The 16,847-nt window shown below is 56.2% G+C and carries 14 protein-coding genes; 5 read left to right on the top strand and 9 right to left on the bottom strand.

Annotation, left to right across the window (positions count from 1 at the left end; genetic code table 11):
- The first annotated feature begins 4 nt into the window (after window positions 1-4).
- Window positions 5-1,207: a type II secretion system inner membrane protein GspF gene (gspF, locus tag AC1RSM_RS00250; protein ID WP_492928309.1), complete on the top strand. Its 1,203-nt coding sequence runs from the start codon at window positions 5-7 to the stop codon at window positions 1,205-1,207.
- A gap of 291 nt (window positions 1,208-1,498) precedes the next feature.
- Here gspF and AC1RSM_RS00255 read toward each other — a convergent pair whose 3' ends face one another.
- From AC1RSM_RS00255 to aptA, 5 genes are all read right to left on the bottom strand, one after another.
- Complete coding sequence (locus tag AC1RSM_RS00255) at window positions 1,499-3,673, bottom strand: phosphocholine-specific phospholipase C (RefSeq protein ID WP_492928311.1); 2,175 nt, start codon at window positions 3,671-3,673, stop codon at window positions 1,499-1,501.
- A gap of 22 nt (window positions 3,674-3,695) precedes the next feature.
- Window positions 3,696-3,893, bottom strand: a complete 198-nt coding sequence (locus AC1RSM_RS00260; RefSeq protein ID WP_492928313.1) for a hypothetical protein — start codon at window positions 3,891-3,893, stop codon at window positions 3,696-3,698.
- A gap of 20 nt (window positions 3,894-3,913) precedes the next feature.
- Window positions 3,914-5,995, bottom strand: a complete 2,082-nt coding sequence (locus AC1RSM_RS00265; protein WP_492928315.1) for a LamG-like jellyroll fold domain-containing protein — start codon at window positions 5,993-5,995, stop codon at window positions 3,914-3,916.
- A gap of 898 nt (window positions 5,996-6,893) precedes the next feature.
- A complete protein-coding gene (murI, locus tag AC1RSM_RS00270) occupies window positions 6,894-7,727 on the bottom strand; it encodes a glutamate racemase (protein WP_492928317.1) in 834 nt (277 codons plus the stop codon).
- A 182-nt stretch (window positions 7,728-7,909) separates the two neighbouring features.
- The gene (gene aptA / locus AC1RSM_RS00275) at window positions 7,910-9,256 is read right to left on the bottom strand and encodes an omega-aminotransferase AptA (RefSeq protein WP_492928319.1); all 1,347 of its coding nucleotides are present in this window, start codon (window positions 9,254-9,256) and stop codon (window positions 7,910-7,912) included.
- 49 nt (window positions 9,257-9,305) lie between these two features.
- On the opposite strand from aptA, the gene AC1RSM_RS00280 reads away from it, so the two are divergent.
- The gene (locus AC1RSM_RS00280) at window positions 9,306-10,280 is read left to right on the top strand and encodes a LysR family transcriptional regulator (RefSeq protein WP_492928321.1); all 975 of its coding nucleotides are present in this window, start codon (window positions 9,306-9,308) and stop codon (window positions 10,278-10,280) included.
- Window positions 10,281-10,336: 56 nt separating this feature from the next.
- On the opposite strand, the gene AC1RSM_RS00285 is transcribed toward AC1RSM_RS00280, so the two are convergent.
- Both AC1RSM_RS00285 and AC1RSM_RS00290 read right to left on the bottom strand, forming a co-directional pair.
- A complete protein-coding gene (locus tag AC1RSM_RS00285) occupies window positions 10,337-10,759 on the bottom strand; it encodes a lipocalin-like domain-containing protein (RefSeq protein ID WP_492928323.1) in 423 nt (140 codons plus the stop codon).
- Between the two features lie 119 nt (window positions 10,760-10,878).
- Window positions 10,879-12,303, bottom strand: coding sequence for an aminotransferase-like domain-containing protein (locus AC1RSM_RS00290; RefSeq protein WP_492928325.1), 1,425 nt, complete (start codon window positions 12,301-12,303; stop codon window positions 10,879-10,881).
- Window positions 12,304-12,537: 234 nt separating this feature from the next.
- Here AC1RSM_RS00290 and AC1RSM_RS00295 point away from each other — a divergent pair, with 234 nt between their 5' ends.
- From AC1RSM_RS00295 to AC1RSM_RS00305, 3 genes are read left to right on the top strand one after another with little or no spacing between them, the layout of a single operon-like run.
- On the top strand, window positions 12,538-14,190 hold the full coding sequence (locus AC1RSM_RS00295; protein ID WP_492928327.1) for a cbb3-type cytochrome c oxidase subunit I: 1,653 nt from the start codon (window positions 12,538-12,540) through the stop codon (window positions 14,188-14,190).
- 4 nt (window positions 14,191-14,194) lie between these two features.
- The gene (locus tag AC1RSM_RS00300) at window positions 14,195-14,803 is read left to right on the top strand and encodes a cbb3-type cytochrome c oxidase subunit II (protein WP_492928329.1); all 609 of its coding nucleotides are present in this window, start codon (window positions 14,195-14,197) and stop codon (window positions 14,801-14,803) included.
- A complete protein-coding gene (locus AC1RSM_RS00305; RefSeq protein WP_492928331.1) occupies window positions 14,800-15,390 on the top strand; it encodes a c-type cytochrome in 591 nt (196 codons plus the stop codon). The genes AC1RSM_RS00300 and AC1RSM_RS00305 overlap by 4 nt, the downstream gene beginning before the upstream one ends.
- A 311-nt stretch (window positions 15,391-15,701) precedes the next feature.
- On the opposite strand, the gene AC1RSM_RS00310 is transcribed toward AC1RSM_RS00305, so the two are convergent.
- Together AC1RSM_RS00310 and AC1RSM_RS00315 are read right to left on the bottom strand one after the other, a co-directional pair.
- The gene (locus tag AC1RSM_RS00310; protein WP_492928333.1) at window positions 15,702-16,139 is read right to left on the bottom strand and encodes a hypothetical protein; all 438 of its coding nucleotides are present in this window, start codon (window positions 16,137-16,139) and stop codon (window positions 15,702-15,704) included.
- Entirely contained in the window at window positions 16,136-16,804 is a 669-nt protein-coding gene (locus tag AC1RSM_RS00315; RefSeq protein ID WP_492928336.1) for a hypothetical protein, read from the bottom strand. Before AC1RSM_RS00315 ends, AC1RSM_RS00310 begins: the two co-directional genes overlap by 4 nt.
- Window positions 16,805-16,847: the final 43 nt, after the last annotated feature.

Raw genomic sequence — 16,847 nt, forward strand, 5'->3', positions numbered from 1 at the left:
CATCATGGGTACTTATCACTACGAGGCAGTCGATCAGGCGGGCCGCAGCGAGCGCGGTGTGCTGGAGGCGGAGAGCGAACGCTTGGCGCGTCAGCAACTGCTGGGCCGAGGCTTGTTGACAGTCTCCCTGAAGGCGGGGCGTAGCCGTGCCGCCGCTCGTGCCCGCAGTGTGGGTTTGCGTCGTACAGAACTGTCCTGGATGACCCGTCAACTAGCCAGCCTGGTTGCTGCTGGTTTGTCGCTGGAGGCCAGTCTGGGCGTGGTGATCGAACAAGCCAGCCGCCGCCCTTTGGTGCAATTGCTTACTGCTTTGCGAGCAGATATTCGCGCCGGGCAAAGTCTTAGTGATGCCTTGGCTAATCACCCACGGGACTTTCCGGACATTTATCGGGCTTTGGTACGCGCTGGCGAACAATCCGGCGAGCTGGAGCAGGTGCTGGATAGGCTGGCGAGCTTTATCGAAGATAGCGGAGCCTTGCGGGGCAAGGTACTGACGGCTTTTATTTACCCGGCCATCGTCAGCCTGATTTCAGTGGCGATGGTGGTGTTTTTGCTTAGCTATGTGGTCCCGCAAGTGGTGGGGGCTTTTACTCAGGCCAAGCAGCAATTACCCCTGCTGACTCGCGTCATGATCAGTGCCAGTGATTTATTGCGTGAATGGGGGGCGGTGCTCTTGGTGTTGATGGCGCTGGCAGCGGGTTTGTTTGTGTTTCTGCTGCGGCAAGCGCCCCTGAAGCTGGCCTTTCATCGCCGTTTGCTGGGCGTGCCGGTACTGGGGGGCTACTTGCTTGGCGTGGATACTGCCCGTTTTGCAGCCACCTTGGCGATTCTGGCTGGTAGCAATGTGGCCTTGTTGACGGCCCTGGAGGCAGCAGGACGTACGGTTTCCAATCTGGCTTTGCGTGAAGCCGTGAACCAAGCAGCCATCCATGTGCGCGAGGGCCTGCCCTTGGCGACAGCACTGCAGCGCAGTGCATTGTTTCCGCCTTTATTGGTGCAGTTGATCGCCAGTGGTGAAAAAACAGGGGAACTGGCCCCCATGCTGGATCGTGCGGCCAAGACCTTATCGACCGAACTGGAGCGCAAAGCCCTGACCATGACGGCCCTGCTGGAGCCCTTGATGATTTTGCTGATGGGCGGTTTGGTGCTGCTGATCGTGCTGGCAGTCATGTTGCCGATTATCGAGATGAATCAGCTGGTGCAGTAGGGGGATAGGGTTTTTAGCTACTAGCGTGGTTTTCTAAGTTTGAAAACAGTCTTGCGGTGATACGCCATAAAGGTTTGATGGCGATCCTCTAAGGTAATTCGGAAGCCTGTTTGGATTCCTAGCATTTCTACGCCTAGGTAGCCGGTAACAGCGCAGCGACTATCTTTATAAACAGTGCTTAGTCTTAAACCAGGCATAAAAAAACCCCGATGCTGCAGGCAGGCATCGGGGAAAAGTGCGTGTGGTGCGCACGCGCACATCGTCAGACTTTCAAGTTGAAGCGTTTACCAATTACAAGTAGGCTGGGATCCCCAAGGCCGGGTCGCTGACACCGTGCTCGCCGAACTCTACACGGCCGGCAAAGCGGCGGTAGAAGCTGGGGTCGCTGTTGCTGCGCACGACAAAGTCGTACCAGTGGCCGCTGGATTTCAAGGTCCAGGATTGCTTGGATTGCTTGCCGGGTTCCACGGTGACTTCCCATGGGCCATCTTCGCGGTAGGCCATGGACTGGATGGTAAAGGTGCAGGCAGTCTGGCCGCCATTCATCATTTCCAGATAGATGTCGCCTTTGGAGACTTCGTAGCAGACGCGGATTTCAGGACGGGCGGCTTCAGACTGGCTCAGCACACTGACGTCGCCTCGGAAGTGACGGTGAAAGCCGTTGGGGCCCAGCACCCACAAATCGTAGTGACCCAGGTTGTTCGCCTGCACGTCCCAGACATCATCCAGGATCTGATCAGGAGCAACCATATAGCGGCGCGGGATGCGGTCCAGATTCAGCTTGTCATAGACATGGAACACAGCAGCCGCTTTACCTGTGTTGGAAAACAGTAGCTGTACGCCTTTTTCGCTGTCGCAACGGGCACTGACATGCAGTTCGTAGGGCAGGGCGCGCGATGGGCGCACACCGGTTTGTTGGACTGGGATGCGCTGGTTGTCCACGGGTTGTGGAACCTGGGCCAGACGTTCCTGCGCGCTGCGGATGGAGTCCGCTTCCTGACGGTTGCGACGACCGTTCAGCGTGGGCAGGGGTTCATCGTTCGGGCTGGCAAAGTTGAAGGCGGTGGTCAGATCTCCGCACACTGCGCGGCGGTAGGGGCTGATATTGGGTTCCATCACACCAAAGCGCGCTTCCATGAAGCGGATGACGGAGGTGTGGTCGAATACTTGCGAGTTCACCCAACCGCCCCGGCTCCAAGGGGAGATCACATACATGGGCACACGTACTCCGGGGCCGAACGCTTTGCCGTCGCGTGGCGGCTGACCGGCCAGACCTTTGGGGCTGGGGTAGTTGTAGTACTCAAAGGCCAGCTCTTCTGCGCTTAAAGAGGTCTTGCCAGCAGGCTTGCCGGAGACTGGATCAATTGAAGGGGCGGAGGGCGATGGTACGTGGTCAAAGAAGCCGTCGTTTTCGTCAAAGTTGACCAGCAATACGGTCTTGCTCCAGACCTCAGGGTTGGCGGTGAGCGCATCCAGCAGCTCTTGCGTGTACCAGCCACCCTGCACCGGGCTTGATGGGCCTGGGTGTTCGGAGTAGTTGGCCGGGGCGACCACCCAGGAGATCTGCGGCAAATTGCCTTCTTCCACGTCCTTGCGCAACTGACCGAAAAAACCACCATCGGGCATGGTGTTAGCCACGCCTTTATAGAGAGGATTGCCCTTGTCGTCTGCCGGATCGTAGGGGCTGTTATTCGGTTTGCCCGACTGCTCGTTGGCGCGGCGATATTGTTTGAAGCCAGCCAGGGAGTTATCGGTGAAGTTGTCGGGCAAGTTCTGATATACCTTCCAGCTGATGCCCGCTTCTTCCAGGCGCTCTGGATAGGTTTTCCATTCATAGCCCAGGAGCGAACTTCCCAGGCTGTCCCAGGCATTGTTCACCGTACATTCGCCGCTGCCACTGGGACCGTTGGTGCCGGTCCACAAGAACATACGGTTGGAGTTGGTGCCCGTGTGCATGGAACAGTGGTAGGCATCACACAGGGTGAAGGCGTTGGCCATGGCGAACTGGAAGGGCACTTCGGCTTCGCGATAAAAGCCCATGGAGTGGCGGTTCTTGTGCTTGGGCCAAAAATCCATGCGGCCGTGATCCCAGGCGGCCTGGCCGTCAGACCAGGAGTGCGGCGTGCCGTTCACGCGTTGGGCATTACCCTTGGTGCTGTCCAGGTGATACGGCATGACGGTTTCGGTGGAACTGACGTTTTGCTGCCAGACGTTGCGGCCATTGGGCAAAGGGATGGTGAAGCGATCCCCAAAGCCACGTACACCTTTCAGAGTGCCGAAGTAGTGATCAAAGGAACGGTTTTCCTGCATCAGAACCACAATGTGTTCGACGTCTTTGATCGTGCCCGTTTTATTGTTGGCCGGGATGGCCAGTGCCTTGCGAATGCTGGGAGGAAAGGCAGCCAGGGAACCGGCCGCCAGGCTGGCACCAGTCATATTGCGTAGGAATGTGCGGCGTGAAGTCATTGTGCTTAATCTCGTCAGTCAATCAAGGGGCGCATTTGAGTTGCGGCGCAGGTTCAGGAGTGGGCTTGCCCGGTTCTGTTGGTTCCTCTGGCGAACCTGGATCTTGCGAGCCATCGGTGCCACTGCCGCTACTGCAGGCGGCCAGCAGGCCGCAGAACATCAGCAAAACGGATGCGCGTTTAAGGCGCTCGAAGGTCAATGAGGTGTTCTTGGAAGTCATGAAAAGTCCTTGCGTGGCGATCAGGGTTGGAGGCTGGACAAAGGTTGGCGGGACTCAAAAATGCTGGTCAGCTCGTCCGTGCTCAAGGCGCGGTCCCAGATGGCCAGTTCGCCAAAGTCCATATTGATGTCGCTGCGTCCCCAGCGTTTGTAGTACTGGCCGGTAACGTCTTCGTTCAAACCCAGCTCGCCGGTGCCGCTGCCGCCCAGAGCCTGAATCGTGCGGGCTTCCAGTGCGACGGAGCTGAACTGCGCGCCCTTTTTGGGATCGAATACGTGGCCCAGCATCTTGCCTTCGGCCTTGTCGATTACGACGGCTACATACGCCCACTCATTGGGTGTGACGTTGTAGCCTTGGCTCTCGTTACGGCCACCGCCGTAGCCGGTGTTAAAGCGAATGTCGCAGCCACCCGAATTGAACAGACCTAGTGCGAAACCGGCGGTGTTGCCCGAGTCGTAGTTCTTGTTGGCCATGATGGAGGCTCCATAGCCCTGACAGTTATCGGGGGTTCGGAACCAGAAGCCGATGGTCAGCTTGGGGACGCTGTTCAGGGAGAACAGATCGCGGCTCATGGACAGACGATAGCCACGGTTGCCATTGCTGTCGGCATTGCTGCCCAGAATGCGCAAACCGCCTTTGGCGCTGCTTGGGTCCAGAAAGTCAGCGGCAATTAACTGACCTGCAGGTACAGCCGGGGTGGAGGTTTGCAGGCTGCTGCCCCCTTTGCTGTCGCTAAAGGGCTGGGCACTAAACGTGTAGTAGCTTTGCAGACCTGTCTTTAGTGTGTCGGCCAGTTTCGGGGGAGGCTGGTAGCCCACCTCGGCCTTGAGGGTAGAGGCCGCTTTGCCGGTTTGCACCGAGTAATGCAGGGAATAGGTCTGTGCGCTATCCGAGGCGGGCAAAGGATCGGCGTATTGGGTCGATCCAGCAGGCAAGGTCGCGATCAGTTTGCCATCACGCATCACTTGGATTTCTTGGCTGGCCTCACCCTGCAGGACCCAGCTCAGATCCACCATATTCTTGTCGGCTGGTTTGCTATAAGCCAGGTTGCGAATACGGGTTTCGGCTTGCAAGGGCGAACCACGGAAGCGGTAGGGTTCGCTTTGTACGTCCAAGTGAGACAGCACCGTGGGGGCGATGTCGATGACGGCGGCCAGACTGTTCATGTCCGTGGTGCTGCTGACTGGGCTGTCAGCGGCAGGCAAGGAAGCCAAGGTTTTGTTTGTGGCAATGAAGCTGGTTTTGTTGCGATTGAACTGCGAACCGGTGGTGCCACCAAACTCGTCCATACCGTAGCTGGTTGTCAGAATGACCAGCCAGTCTTCTGACGCATCTGCCTGTTTGCGTGTTTCGATCAAGGCAAACAGCTTGTCCAAGGCAGCCAGAGATTCCTGCACCGCTTCTTGATAGGCCGGGCTACCCAAACCACCTTGTGCGGCAGCCCGGGCGGGAGCCTGGATTTGGGCCAGGATCAGGGACTTGCCTTCTTGCAGGTACTTTTGGGTTTGTTCGCTGACACAGCTATCGGAGTCTGTACAGTTGGCCGCTTCAATGATGCGGCCGTCTTGCAGGTCCTGGCTCCACAGTGTTCGGTAGTCCGCGTTGCTTAAGGCCAAGGCGGAGGCGGGTGTTTCTGATGCCAGGGCGACCAGCGTAGGCGCACTCAAAGCAGAAGTGGCATTGCCTACGCCACGCAAACCGTGCTGATCGGCCCAGACACCTGTAATCAGGGAAGCCCAACCGGGCAGCGGCAAGGTGCGCTGTTCGCTAGGGGTACCCACGTAGCCGCCGGTCTGGGCGGGAGCAATGATCAAGGATTTCAGAGCGGGGTGCTGACCTGCTTGACGGGCCTGCAACAAGGCCTCGTAGCTTAGGCCGTCGATGGTGACGAGCAGTGCTTTTTTGCCGCCTAATGCCTGTGGCTTGTCGCCTGGTTCGACTGTGGGTGTTTCTGGGTCGACGCCGGGGTTTGCTGTGCTGTCGCTACCGCTGGAGCCACCACTACCACACGCGCTGAGCAAGAGGGCTAGTGACAAGGAAATCCCGGCTTGTTGCATGCGATGCAAGGCCGGGGATTTGGAAAGACGGGGGGAGAAGGTCATACAGCCACTCGTAGAGGAAAGTGAAAAAGAGAGGCCGGACTGTGCGTGGGGGGCTTGCCCAGTCGGCATTGGATCAGGACTGGGGGCAGTGTAGGTAGGGCGTATGACTGCCCTGTGAACGGATGGCTAAATCCACCGATGATTGGATTGTGTTTTATGGGATGGGGGCTGAGGTGGCGTGTAGATAGGTGGGCAAGCGCTGGCCGGCTGCGGCTTGCCGGGGATGTGCTGCCTTGATGGATGGTTTGTTACGGTGGGGTGGGTTGGTGGGGTTTTAGGGTGTTTTTATGGTTTAGGTGGCAAATTTAAGGTGGGTTAGTATTGGTTTATGGCGGGTGCTTTGGTGTTTGGCTCGCTTTGAGTAGGCCGCCGCTCGAGGCCCCGGAGCAGGGGGCGGGGGCGGACAACTTGCCGACGCTATGCGTCGGTGCCCTTGTCGGAGACACCATCGGGGCGCAGTCTGAACTCGCGCGATAGCTCGTCCCCCGGACGAGCTATAAGCGTCGCGCTCAAACAGCAGACTGCTCGCATCCCCGATAGTGTCCCCGCCTGCGGCAAGTCGTTTGACTCGCCTTCGCCCCCTGCTCCGGGGCCCCAAGCGGCTCTCTATCCCTCAAGGTGATCAGGAAAGTGCGATTGAGGGACGTAAAAAACTTACCCGTAGGGGAGTTTTTTACGTCATCGCGTCACAGCGTCATCGCGTCACAGCGTCATCGCGTCACAGCGTCATCGCGTCACAGCGTCATCGCGTCACAGCGTCACAGCGTCACAGCGTCACAGCGTCAGGAGGGGCGTTCGAGGAAAGGGGAGCGGACCGGGTTGATGAGCAGACGGCTTGGTTGTTCGGTGGTTTCCGTCATGGGGAGCACGTTGCGGTATTGCGCTCTCGCAGTTTTTACTAGGTGCTGAGTGCTTGTTTCGGGAAGCTCAGCATCATGGGGTCGGCCAGTCCTGTCAGGGCGCGGATCACGCTTTGGGCCTGTGGGGCTGGGGCGCTGCTGATGAAGGCGCTGGTGCCTGCCTGTTCTTGTGTGTTCAGGCAACTGGCTTGTTCCAGACGTCGGTGCACTTGGGTGGCGACGGCAAAGGAAGGTTCCAGGATGTGGAAGCGCGAGCCGCTGATGGCTTCGATGCTAGGGCGCAAAAAGGGGTAGTGTGTGCAGCCCAGCACCAGGGTGTCGGCTTGGCTTTGTAGGGCAGGGGCTAATCGCTCTTTGAGTTCTGCTTCGATTTCGGGGCCTGACAGTTGCAGGGCCTCGACCCGGTCTGCCAGTCCTGGGCAGGGGATGCGTATGACTTCCACGTCGCAGGCATAGCGGTCGATCAGGCTTTGTAGGCCGCTGCTGTCCAGTGTGCGGCTGGTGGCCATCAAGGCGACGCTACGGCTGCGACTCAAGGCGGCAGCGGGTTTGATGGCTGGTTCGATGGCGATGATGGGGATGGAGAGCTTGGCGCGCAGCGCGGGGGCGGCAACCAAGGTGGCGGTATTGCAGGCAATGACCACCGCTTTGCAGCCCTGATCTACCAGCAATTGAATCATTTGCAGGCTGCGTTCCACAATCCATTCGGGGGAACGGTCGCCGTAGGGGGCGTAGTGTGAGTCGGCCAGGTAGAGGAGATGCTCGTTGGGCAAGGATTGGCGCAGGGCGCGCCAGATGGATAATCCGCCCACGCCCGAATCAAACACGCCAATAGGGGCTTGTGCAAATGCGGGGTGACTGGATGGACTCATGGCGCTGAACGATTCTTGTGGAGCAAAACTCCTATTATGGCGCTTTTGTCGGGTTTGGAGCAGGGGGCTGGGCCAGGGAAATAGCTTCACCCAAGCCTGTGTTGCGGGGGGTTATCTGCCGGCTAAGAAAAGCATGTTTGGACAAGCGGGGTGCTCTGGCAAGATCACCCCGCTCTGTGCTTTTACGCCAATTGCTTCAAAACTCCGCCTACCGCATCGAAGAGCGAACTGATCTGGGCAGGGGTAGAGGTAAACGTAGGCCCAAATTGCAGCGTGTCACCCCCAAAGCGAACATAAAAGCCTTGTTTCCAAAGCTGCAAACCCGCCTCGAAAGGACGAATGGCAGGGTCGCCATCGCGAGGAGCCAGTTGGATGGCACCGGCCAGCCCGCAGTTGCGGATATCGACTACGTTGGGGCTATCGCGCAATTGATGTAGTGTCTGCTCAAAGTGCGGAGCCAGTTCGGCAGAGCGCTGCAGCAAATTGTCCTGTTCCAGCAACTCCAGCGCTGCCAGTCCTGCTGCGCAGGCCACCGGGTGGGCCGAGTAGGTGTGGCCGTGGCTGAACTCCACCGCATGCAGCGGCAGATCCTGGCCCATAAAGGTTTGATAGATCTCTTTGCTAGCGATCACGGCACCCATAGGGATTGCGCCGTTGGTCAATTGCTTGGCCATGGTCATCAGATCGGGAGTGACGCCAAAGTATTCCGCCCCGGTGTAGGTACCCAGGCGGCCCAGTCCGGTGATGACTTCATCAAAGACCAGCAGAATATTGTGCTGGTCGCAGATCTGGCGAAGACGCTGTAGATAGCCGGTCGGCGGCACTAGCACTCCGGCCGAACCAGAGACAGGTTCCACAAAGACGGCCGCAATGGTGCTGGCATCGTGCAGCTCGATCAGTTTGAGCAGTTCGTCAGCCAAGCTCAGGCCGCCGGTTTCGGGCTGGCCGCGTGTAAAGGCGCAGTCTGCTTGCAACACATGCGGCAAGTGATCGGCATCCATCAGTTGACCAAACATCTTGCGGTTGCCGCCTATACCGCCCAGGCTGGTGCCAGCGACGTTCACGCCGTGGTAGCCACGAGCACGGCCAATCATGCGGGTCTTGGTGGCCTGGCCCTTGATGCGCCAGTACGCACGCACCATCTTGACGACGGTGTCAGTACATTCCGAACCCGAGTTGGTGAAAAACACATGATCCAGGCCTTCGGGTGTTTTCTGGATCAGCTTATCGGCCAGCTGAAATGCGGCGGGATGACCAAACTGGAAGGCGGGGGAGTAGTCCAGTTGCCCCAGCTGCCGGTGCACCGCTGCTTGAATTTCATGACGGGCATGGCCGGCACCGCAAGTCCACAGCCCAGACAGGCTGTCAAAAATCTGGCGGCCATCTTGATCGTAGAGCCAGTTGCCTTCGGCTTTAACGACCAGACGCGGGTCCTGCTGAAAATGTCGGTTAGCTGTAAACGGCATCCAGTGGGACTGTAGATTGAGTTCACTGGCAATCTGCTGCGGCGCAAAGTAGGGTGAGTTCACGTCGGTCTCCTCAAGGCGGTGAATACCCCCAGTGTAGGTAGCTAAGTTGTTGAGTAAAATACGTTTTTATTCAAGTTCACTTATTGATTTACTTACCTATATGCACATTAAAGGCTTGCTGCAGGTTTCCGATTTTGATTTGCGCTTGCTACGCGTGTTCAGGACGGTGGCGCAAGTAGGTGGCTTTTCAGCGGCGGAGGGGGTATTGGGCATTACTCGCTCGGCTATCAGCCTGCATATGAGCGATCTGGAAAAACGCCTGGGTGGAATCCGGCTTTGTCAGCGGGGGCGGGCGGGTTTTGCCTTGACGCAAGAAGGTCGGCAAGTTCTGCGCGCTAGTGAAACCTTGATGGCAGCGGTGGAAAACTTTCGCAGCGAGGTCAATCAATTGCACTCCAGCTTGCGGGGTGATTTGAATATTGGGCTGCTTAATAATCTGGTCACTGAGCCGCAAATGCACATTACTTCTGCCTTGCGCACCCTGCGTCAAAACAGCGAGGCGGTGCGGGTGCAGATCAGCATGAGTACGCCCGGTGAAATTGAGCGCGGCTTGCTGGACGGGCGCTTGCATATGGGGGTTTTGCCGGTCACCAACTCGTTGAGCGAATTGGAATATCGCCCTTTATATAAGGAACAGTATTTTCTGTACTGTTCTTCGCGGCATCCTTTGTTTGAGGCCGCGCAAAAAGGAGCGGTGCCTGATTCAGAATTAGTGCGTGCGGCCACTATTGCTCCCGCTTATCGCATGAGCCCCGAAGCGGTTGCTCAACATCAGGATTTGAATGGCATGGCTACCGCCAGTGACCGCGAAGGGATCGCTTTTCTGATTTTGACGGGGGAGTACATCGGCTTTTTGCCCGAGCATGCCGCCGCACGGTGGGTGGAGAAGCAGGAGATGGTGGCGCTTAATCCCCAGCAGCGTCAGTTTACGATTCCCCTGTCGCTGGCGATGCGCAAGGACCGGCGTGCCCATGCCATTGTGGATTATTTCTTAAGTATTCTGGATGCCGAGAACCAGAACTAAAACGGCCAGCTTGCGCTGGCCTTCTGTCTTTTCGCTGCCTGGTAATCAAGGGCCAATCAGCTGCCCACCCGTTCCCATAACAAAACGCCGACTCCTGGCACACCCTCGAACTCGACCTGGTTTTTCGTGCTCAGTTGCAAGAAACCCTGTTTGAATTCGACCAGCCGTTGTTGTGTCTCGTCTTTCCAGCTGGGCGCCAAGGCCATTTCCAAAAAATGGCTGACGCATTTGTTCTGCTCATCCACCTCGAAGGTGCCAGCATAGGCCAGATAGCTTTCCAGCAGAGCTTGGCATTCGTCCATGGAAGCCCTGTTACTACGACCTAGCTGTGCCGACATGTCGCCATTTTCGGTATAGATCAGCAAGCCTACCGGGTCCGGGCCAAACCCAGGACGGCTGGGGGAGCCATCAGCCGGGGTGAAGTCAAAGGACCTCAGTTTCCAGGTGCCGATCAGTTGAGTACGTAGTGATTGGGGCATTGCACACTCCAGTTGAGACAGTACGCTTCAGTCAGGAAGCTGCGCAATAATGAGGTTTTTATCTAATTATTTCAATCAATTAGCGATTTTTATTTTCTATTGATCAGTCCTTTGTTTCATTACTTTTTAAGTGACAAGGGTTTGCATAAATTGCCTAGTGTCTCCAGAGCAGGGAGGCTGCGTTCGGTCCAGGGATGACCAAAATTCAGACGCAGGCAATGGCTGTAATTTTGAGTGGTGGAAAAGATGGAGCCTGGCGCCAGGCTGATGCCTTGGGATAAAGCCTGTCGGTGCAATTCCAGGGTTTGCACGCTCTTGTCCAGTTCCACCCATAAAAAGTAACCACCTTCGGGCCGGGTTGCGCGTGTGCCTGCCGGGAAGTATCGGCCCAAGGCTTTGGAGAATTCGGCGTACTGCGCCTTGAGCTGCGCACGCAGACGGCGCAAGTGCTGATCGTAAGCGCCTTTTTCCAGATAGCTGGCCAGCGCCAACTGGGTGGGAACGGGAGAGGTCAACGTGGTGGTTAGTTTGGCTTGGGCGACTTCGCGGGTGTAGCGTCCAGGCACAGCCCAGCCTATACGATAGCCAGGGGCCAACGTTTTGGAAAAAGAGGAGCAATGCATCACCAGACCTTGCCGGTCAAAGGCTTTGGCGGGACGCGGGCGCTCCGTGTCAAAGTACAGCTCCCCATAAACATCGTCCTCGATCAAGGGGATTTCATGACGAGCCAGCAGTTCGACCAGCTGCGCTTTTTTGCTGTCCGGCATCAGGCTGCCCAGCGGATTTTGAAAGTTGGTCATCAGCCAGCAGGCCTTGGGAGCATGCCGCAGAATGGCTTTTTCCAGTGCGTCCAGATCAATGCCCTCGCGGGGATGGGTGGGAACTTCCAGCGCCTGCAGCTTCATGCGTTCCAGCGATTGCAGGGCAGCATAGAAAGTGGGGGACTCCACCAGCACGATATCGCCGGGCTGGGTGACAGCAGCCAGGCACAGGTTCAAGGCTTCCAGTGCGCCATTGGTAATCACAATGTCGTTGGCATTGATGGCCATGCCCTGCGCCAGATAGCGCAAGGCAATCTGTCGGCGCAAGGGGGCGTGGCCTTGTGTCAGGTCGTCCACGCTGGCCCAGGGGTCTTGTTGCTTAATGCTGGCTGATAGAAAGCGTCCCAGGCGCTCCAGTGGGAAAAGCAGGGGGCTGGGAAAAGCCGAACCCAAGGGGGCCACTGAGCGTTCTGAACTGGACTGCAAAATTGCCATGATCAGATCGCTATTGTTGACGCTGGTGGCTTGCAAGGGCGGCTCGGAGGCGGTATCGGCTTCCAGCGTATGAGGAGCCAGATTGGCGCATACGTAATATCCGGAGCGCGGCCTGGCCTTGATCAGGCCCTGTGCTTCCAGGCGGTAATACGCCTGGAAAATGGTCGAGGCGCTGATCTTGTGTTTGTCCATTAACTGCCGCACCGACGGCATGCGAGCGCCCGCTGCGACAGTGCCGTCCAGAATCGCTTGAGCCAGTTCTTTGGCCAGACTTTCGTACAGTTTCATCAAGGGTTCCTGTCCATCTGATACGGTAAATACAATAAATGTTGTTTTTTGATTATCTGATGCGTAGGTGAATAAGCACAAGCAAATGGCGTTTTAAGCCGCTTTCGCGCCAACTGATAGGGTTTTTTAAGCTTTAACTGATTCTTGGAATGCTCTGGGCTGACAGGTAGCCTTGCCGGGTGTTTTCGTCCGTGCCCCACGCGGGGTGCGGCCCTACCTAATCAGAGGAATACCATGAACCCGACGGCGCTTTTGCTTGCCGCATTCATCCTGTCGATTGCCGGACTTTTTGTCTTTATCTGGTCCTTGCGCAAGGGCCTGTTCGATGCCGATGTCAGCGGTGCGCGCACTATTTTCCACAAGGGCGAGATTGGTCAGCCCGAAGATCCCTCTGCCGATGCCGCTCAACGGCAGGCGCTGGCCTTGGCTGCCGTCGAACATTTGGCAGAAAACGATGGTCAGCAAACCAGTGCGGCGGAAATGCAAGCCCGTGAACTGGCAGACCGCTCCAGCTCGATGCCTGCATTTTTGCTGATTGTCTGTGCGGTGGTGTGGTTGGTGGTGGCCTCGTTTGCAGGCTTGATCAGCTCCTTAAAGCTGCACTGGCCCGAGTTTCTGGGGGACATCTCCTGGTTGAGCTTTGGCCGTTTGCGCACCATTCACTTAAATGGTGTGGCCTATGGCTGGGCCCCCATGGGCTTGCTGGGCCTGACGATCTGGATGTTGCCGCGCCTGCTGCAAACGCCTCTATTGGGTGGCCGTTTGGTGATGGTGGGCGGCATGGTTTGGAATGCCGCGTTGGTAGCAGGTATCGGCGCTTTGGCGATTGGCTTGAACGCCGGTCTGGAGTGGCTGGAAATTCCTTGGCAGATCGGGGTCTTGTTCGCTTTTGGCGGCATGATGATTGGCATGCCTTTGGCTTTGATGCTGTCGCAGCGCAAGGTCAAGCACCTGTATGTGTCGGTTTGGTATATCGGTGCCGCGCTGTTCTGGTTCCCGATCCTGTATCTGGTTGCTAAAGTGCCGGGCGTGCACTTCGGGGTAGAACAAGCCACCATGAACTGGTGGTTCGGGCATAACGTGCTGGGTCTGTTCTACACCCCCATGTCGATTGCCGCTATTTACTACTTCCTGCCTAAAGTTATCGGACGCCCTGTGCGCTCCTATAACTTGTCTTTGCTGGGTTTTTGGACCTTGGCGTTTTTCTATGGCCAGGTAGGTGCCCACCATTTGATTGGTGGTCCCATTCCTGAATGGCTGATTACCTTGTCCATCGTGCAAAGTGTGATGATGGTGATCCCGGTTCTGGCCTTCTCCGCTAACCAGCACTTGACCTTGAAAGGCCACTTCAGTGCGCTGCGTCACTCGCCAGTTCTGCGTTTCATCGTCTTTGGCGCCATGATGTACACCGCCGCTTCCTTGCAAGGTTCGGCAGAAGCGCTGCGTTCCTTGAACTCCATTACTCACTTTACCCACTTCACAGTGGCACATGCGCATTTGGGTATGTACGGCTTTGTGACGATGGTGATTTTTGGCGGCGTGTATTTCGCCTTGCCACGCATTCTGAATACGACCTGGCCGCGTCCCGCCTTGATTTCCTGGCACTTCTGGCTGGTGGTCGCAGGTTTTGCCGTCTACATGATTACGCTCAGCATCGGTGGTGTTCTGCAAGGTTTGGCTTTGCTTGACCCGGCTCGCAGCTTCATGGAATCCGTAGAAGTGACGATGCCCTGGTTGCAAGGTCGTTCTGTGGGTGGCGCCTTGATGACGCTGGGTCATCTGGTCTTTGCCTTGCACGTGCTGTTGATCATTGTGAAGTCGGGGGCTTTCGCCTTGACCGAGTCTGGTTCGGCTGCTGTGCGTCGTACCGCTGAGCTGGAGGTCTGATGAGATGGAAAACGAACTGAAACTAATCGTCGGGTCGATGGTGACCTTGTCATTGGCGACGGCCGCCATGATTGTTGTGCCTTTTTTGCAGTTGAAAGACGAGCCTGCGCCAGAGGGCTTGTCCCCCTATACCAGCCAGGAGCTGCGTGGCCGTGCGGCGTACCGGGCCAATGGGTGCATTACTTGCCACACGCAGCAGCCCAGCACGACTGGCGCGGGTGTAGCCGATGCCAGCCGTGGCTGGGGACGAGCATCGGTGGCGGGGGATTATCACTACGATGATCCGCCTTTGCTGGGCACCATGCGTACCGGTCCGGACCTGTTCAATATCGGGGTCCGTCAGCCTAGCCAGGATTGGCACTTGGGGCACTTGTACGATCCGCGTGCATACACGCCGGGCAGCAATATGCCTCCCTATCGTTTCTTGTTCGAGGCCAAGGACCCGGATCAGGTTCAGCCTGATGAGCGGGTGGTCAGCCTGCCGCCTGATGTTGCCCCGGCTGGAAAAGTGGTGGTCGCCCGTCCAGAAGCCTTGGATCTGGTGGTGTATTTGCAGTCGCTCAAGCGTGTTTATCCGGTGCTGAGTGCTGAGGCGGTGGAGCGCGAGAAATGAGCAAGCCAGTTCAAAGTCGTCAAAGCGAAAACGCAGATCCTCACGAACAGTACAACCCGATTCCCAAGGTGGTAATTCTGGTCATTCTGGCTCTGCTGGTGTGGGCGGTTTACTACATTGTTTCGGCTCAGCCCAATAGCTCTCCCCGCTTGGGGGACCAGCGTCCCTTGGCGGTCTTGGCCCCGGCTCCGGCCAGTGCAGCAGCAGATGGCAAGCAGCTTTATGCCAATGCTTGTGTGGCGTGCCACCAGGCAAGCGGGAAAGGTTTGCCGGGCGTGTTTCCCCCCTTGGCAGAGTCTGAGTGGGTAACGGGTGACGCCAAGGTGTTGGCTCAATTGGTGCTGCATGGCATGAGCGGGCCGATTACGGTCAAGGGGCAGCCGTATCAGGGGGCAATGCCTGCTTTTGCTGAACAGTTTGGAGATGCAGAGTTGGCGGCAGTGCTCAGCTTCATTCGTCATGAATGGGGCAATGAGGGTGATGCCATGACTCCCGAATTAATCGCGCAAGCACGCGCTGCCAGTGCGGATCGTAGCCAGCCCTGGCAGGGTGAAAAAGAGTTGCAGGACTGGATTGCGGCGCAGTAAGACGCCGTGGTTTGGATCTTCGTAGAGGGGATCAATAATTAGAAGTACGTTTTGAGACGGTAGCACGCCGGGAACAGGCCCCCGGCTTTTTGACACCAATGTCTTGCCCGACCCCAGGGCTGGGCATTGGTGTTTTTTTTGCTATGGGTGATTTTAGGCGAGCGCCTCTTGGGATGCCGGGCAGGGCTGTCTGCTAGCGCAGTGCGCCGTTGTCCCGGTCATAGGCAAGATTGATATATTTCTCCAGCCACAGTTTTAGCTAAGGTATCTATGAAATAGCCTTCTACCGTGACTAGGGCAGGCTTTGTTCTTTATATTTCTGGTTTCGTGCCGAAAACGACAAACGCACCGTTGTATCCCTCCACCATGGACTCTTCGCAAAATGTACGCATGAGGGTAATTCGTTCCCCCGCTTCAGTTCTTAAGTCCTTTGGGTACAGTTGTGGGCGCCATGTCAGGACGGAATCTAAAAACGCTCCTTTGCCAACTTGATCTGGGCTGATTAGTAGCACTTGAGAACGGACTTGCGTGAAGCCGGCTTCCTTCGTAAGTAGTGAAGTGATCACGCCTGGCCCACAGCCCAAATCAAGTACATTTGCACCTCGCTTTAAGCCGCCCCATAAGAGAATCTCCCTCTCTTGTTGCCAGGTGGCGCTCCCTTGCCTGACTAGGCGATCGATTTCCTTTTGTGGGAACTTGCGAGCATCGTAAGACCCAACAAGGTTGCGTTGCTTGCTGGCGGCCATCACAGCTTTGCTCCTTCGGACTTAATGGAAGCTGATAAACGGATATCCGCCATAAAACGCCTCAGTACCGCTATGCCGGGAAAGAGTAAGTTGGTTTCTTTGCGATAGTCTTCCCACTCTTTTCCTATGATGCGAAGACCACGTAAGTCCTGATGATACGTACCGACATACAAGTAAATAGTGGCCGAAATCGCAAGAAATAAGGTGTCTAGTGTCATCACAGGATGTAGCCAGAAAAAGAATATCAAGCAGGTGTGGTGAGGGAAGCGGATATAACGTTTAATACCTTGATTTCGCATTCGATAATAAACTTCAGATTTTTTTCCAGAAATTTTATTTGCGATTTGAACAATGCCAAGCCATTGCCAGAACGAAGTGGTAAATTTAAAGCAAAAGAAAAATAAAAATAGAGATAATGAAAGAAGTACAACGCTGATATGGTATGAGAATGAGCCTGGGATTAAATGGAATAAAAATATTCCGGATGGGCGCCAAAAATAGAAACCAAGGAAAATGGTTAGAACAGATATAATGCTGTAAACGAAATTCCATGTGTATTCTGGCAGGATTTTATTGTAAATATTAACTGCGGTTCTAGTCGTTAAAAGGCTATGCTGAAGGCCGTATAACAAGACAATAATAAGGTCTGTAATAAACCAATTGTTCATGATTTCACCAGTTTTGAATTGTTTAAAAGGTCACAAAAAATAT

It is taken from the genome of Alcaligenes sp. GW821-FHT11D07, from assembly GCF_058808495.1.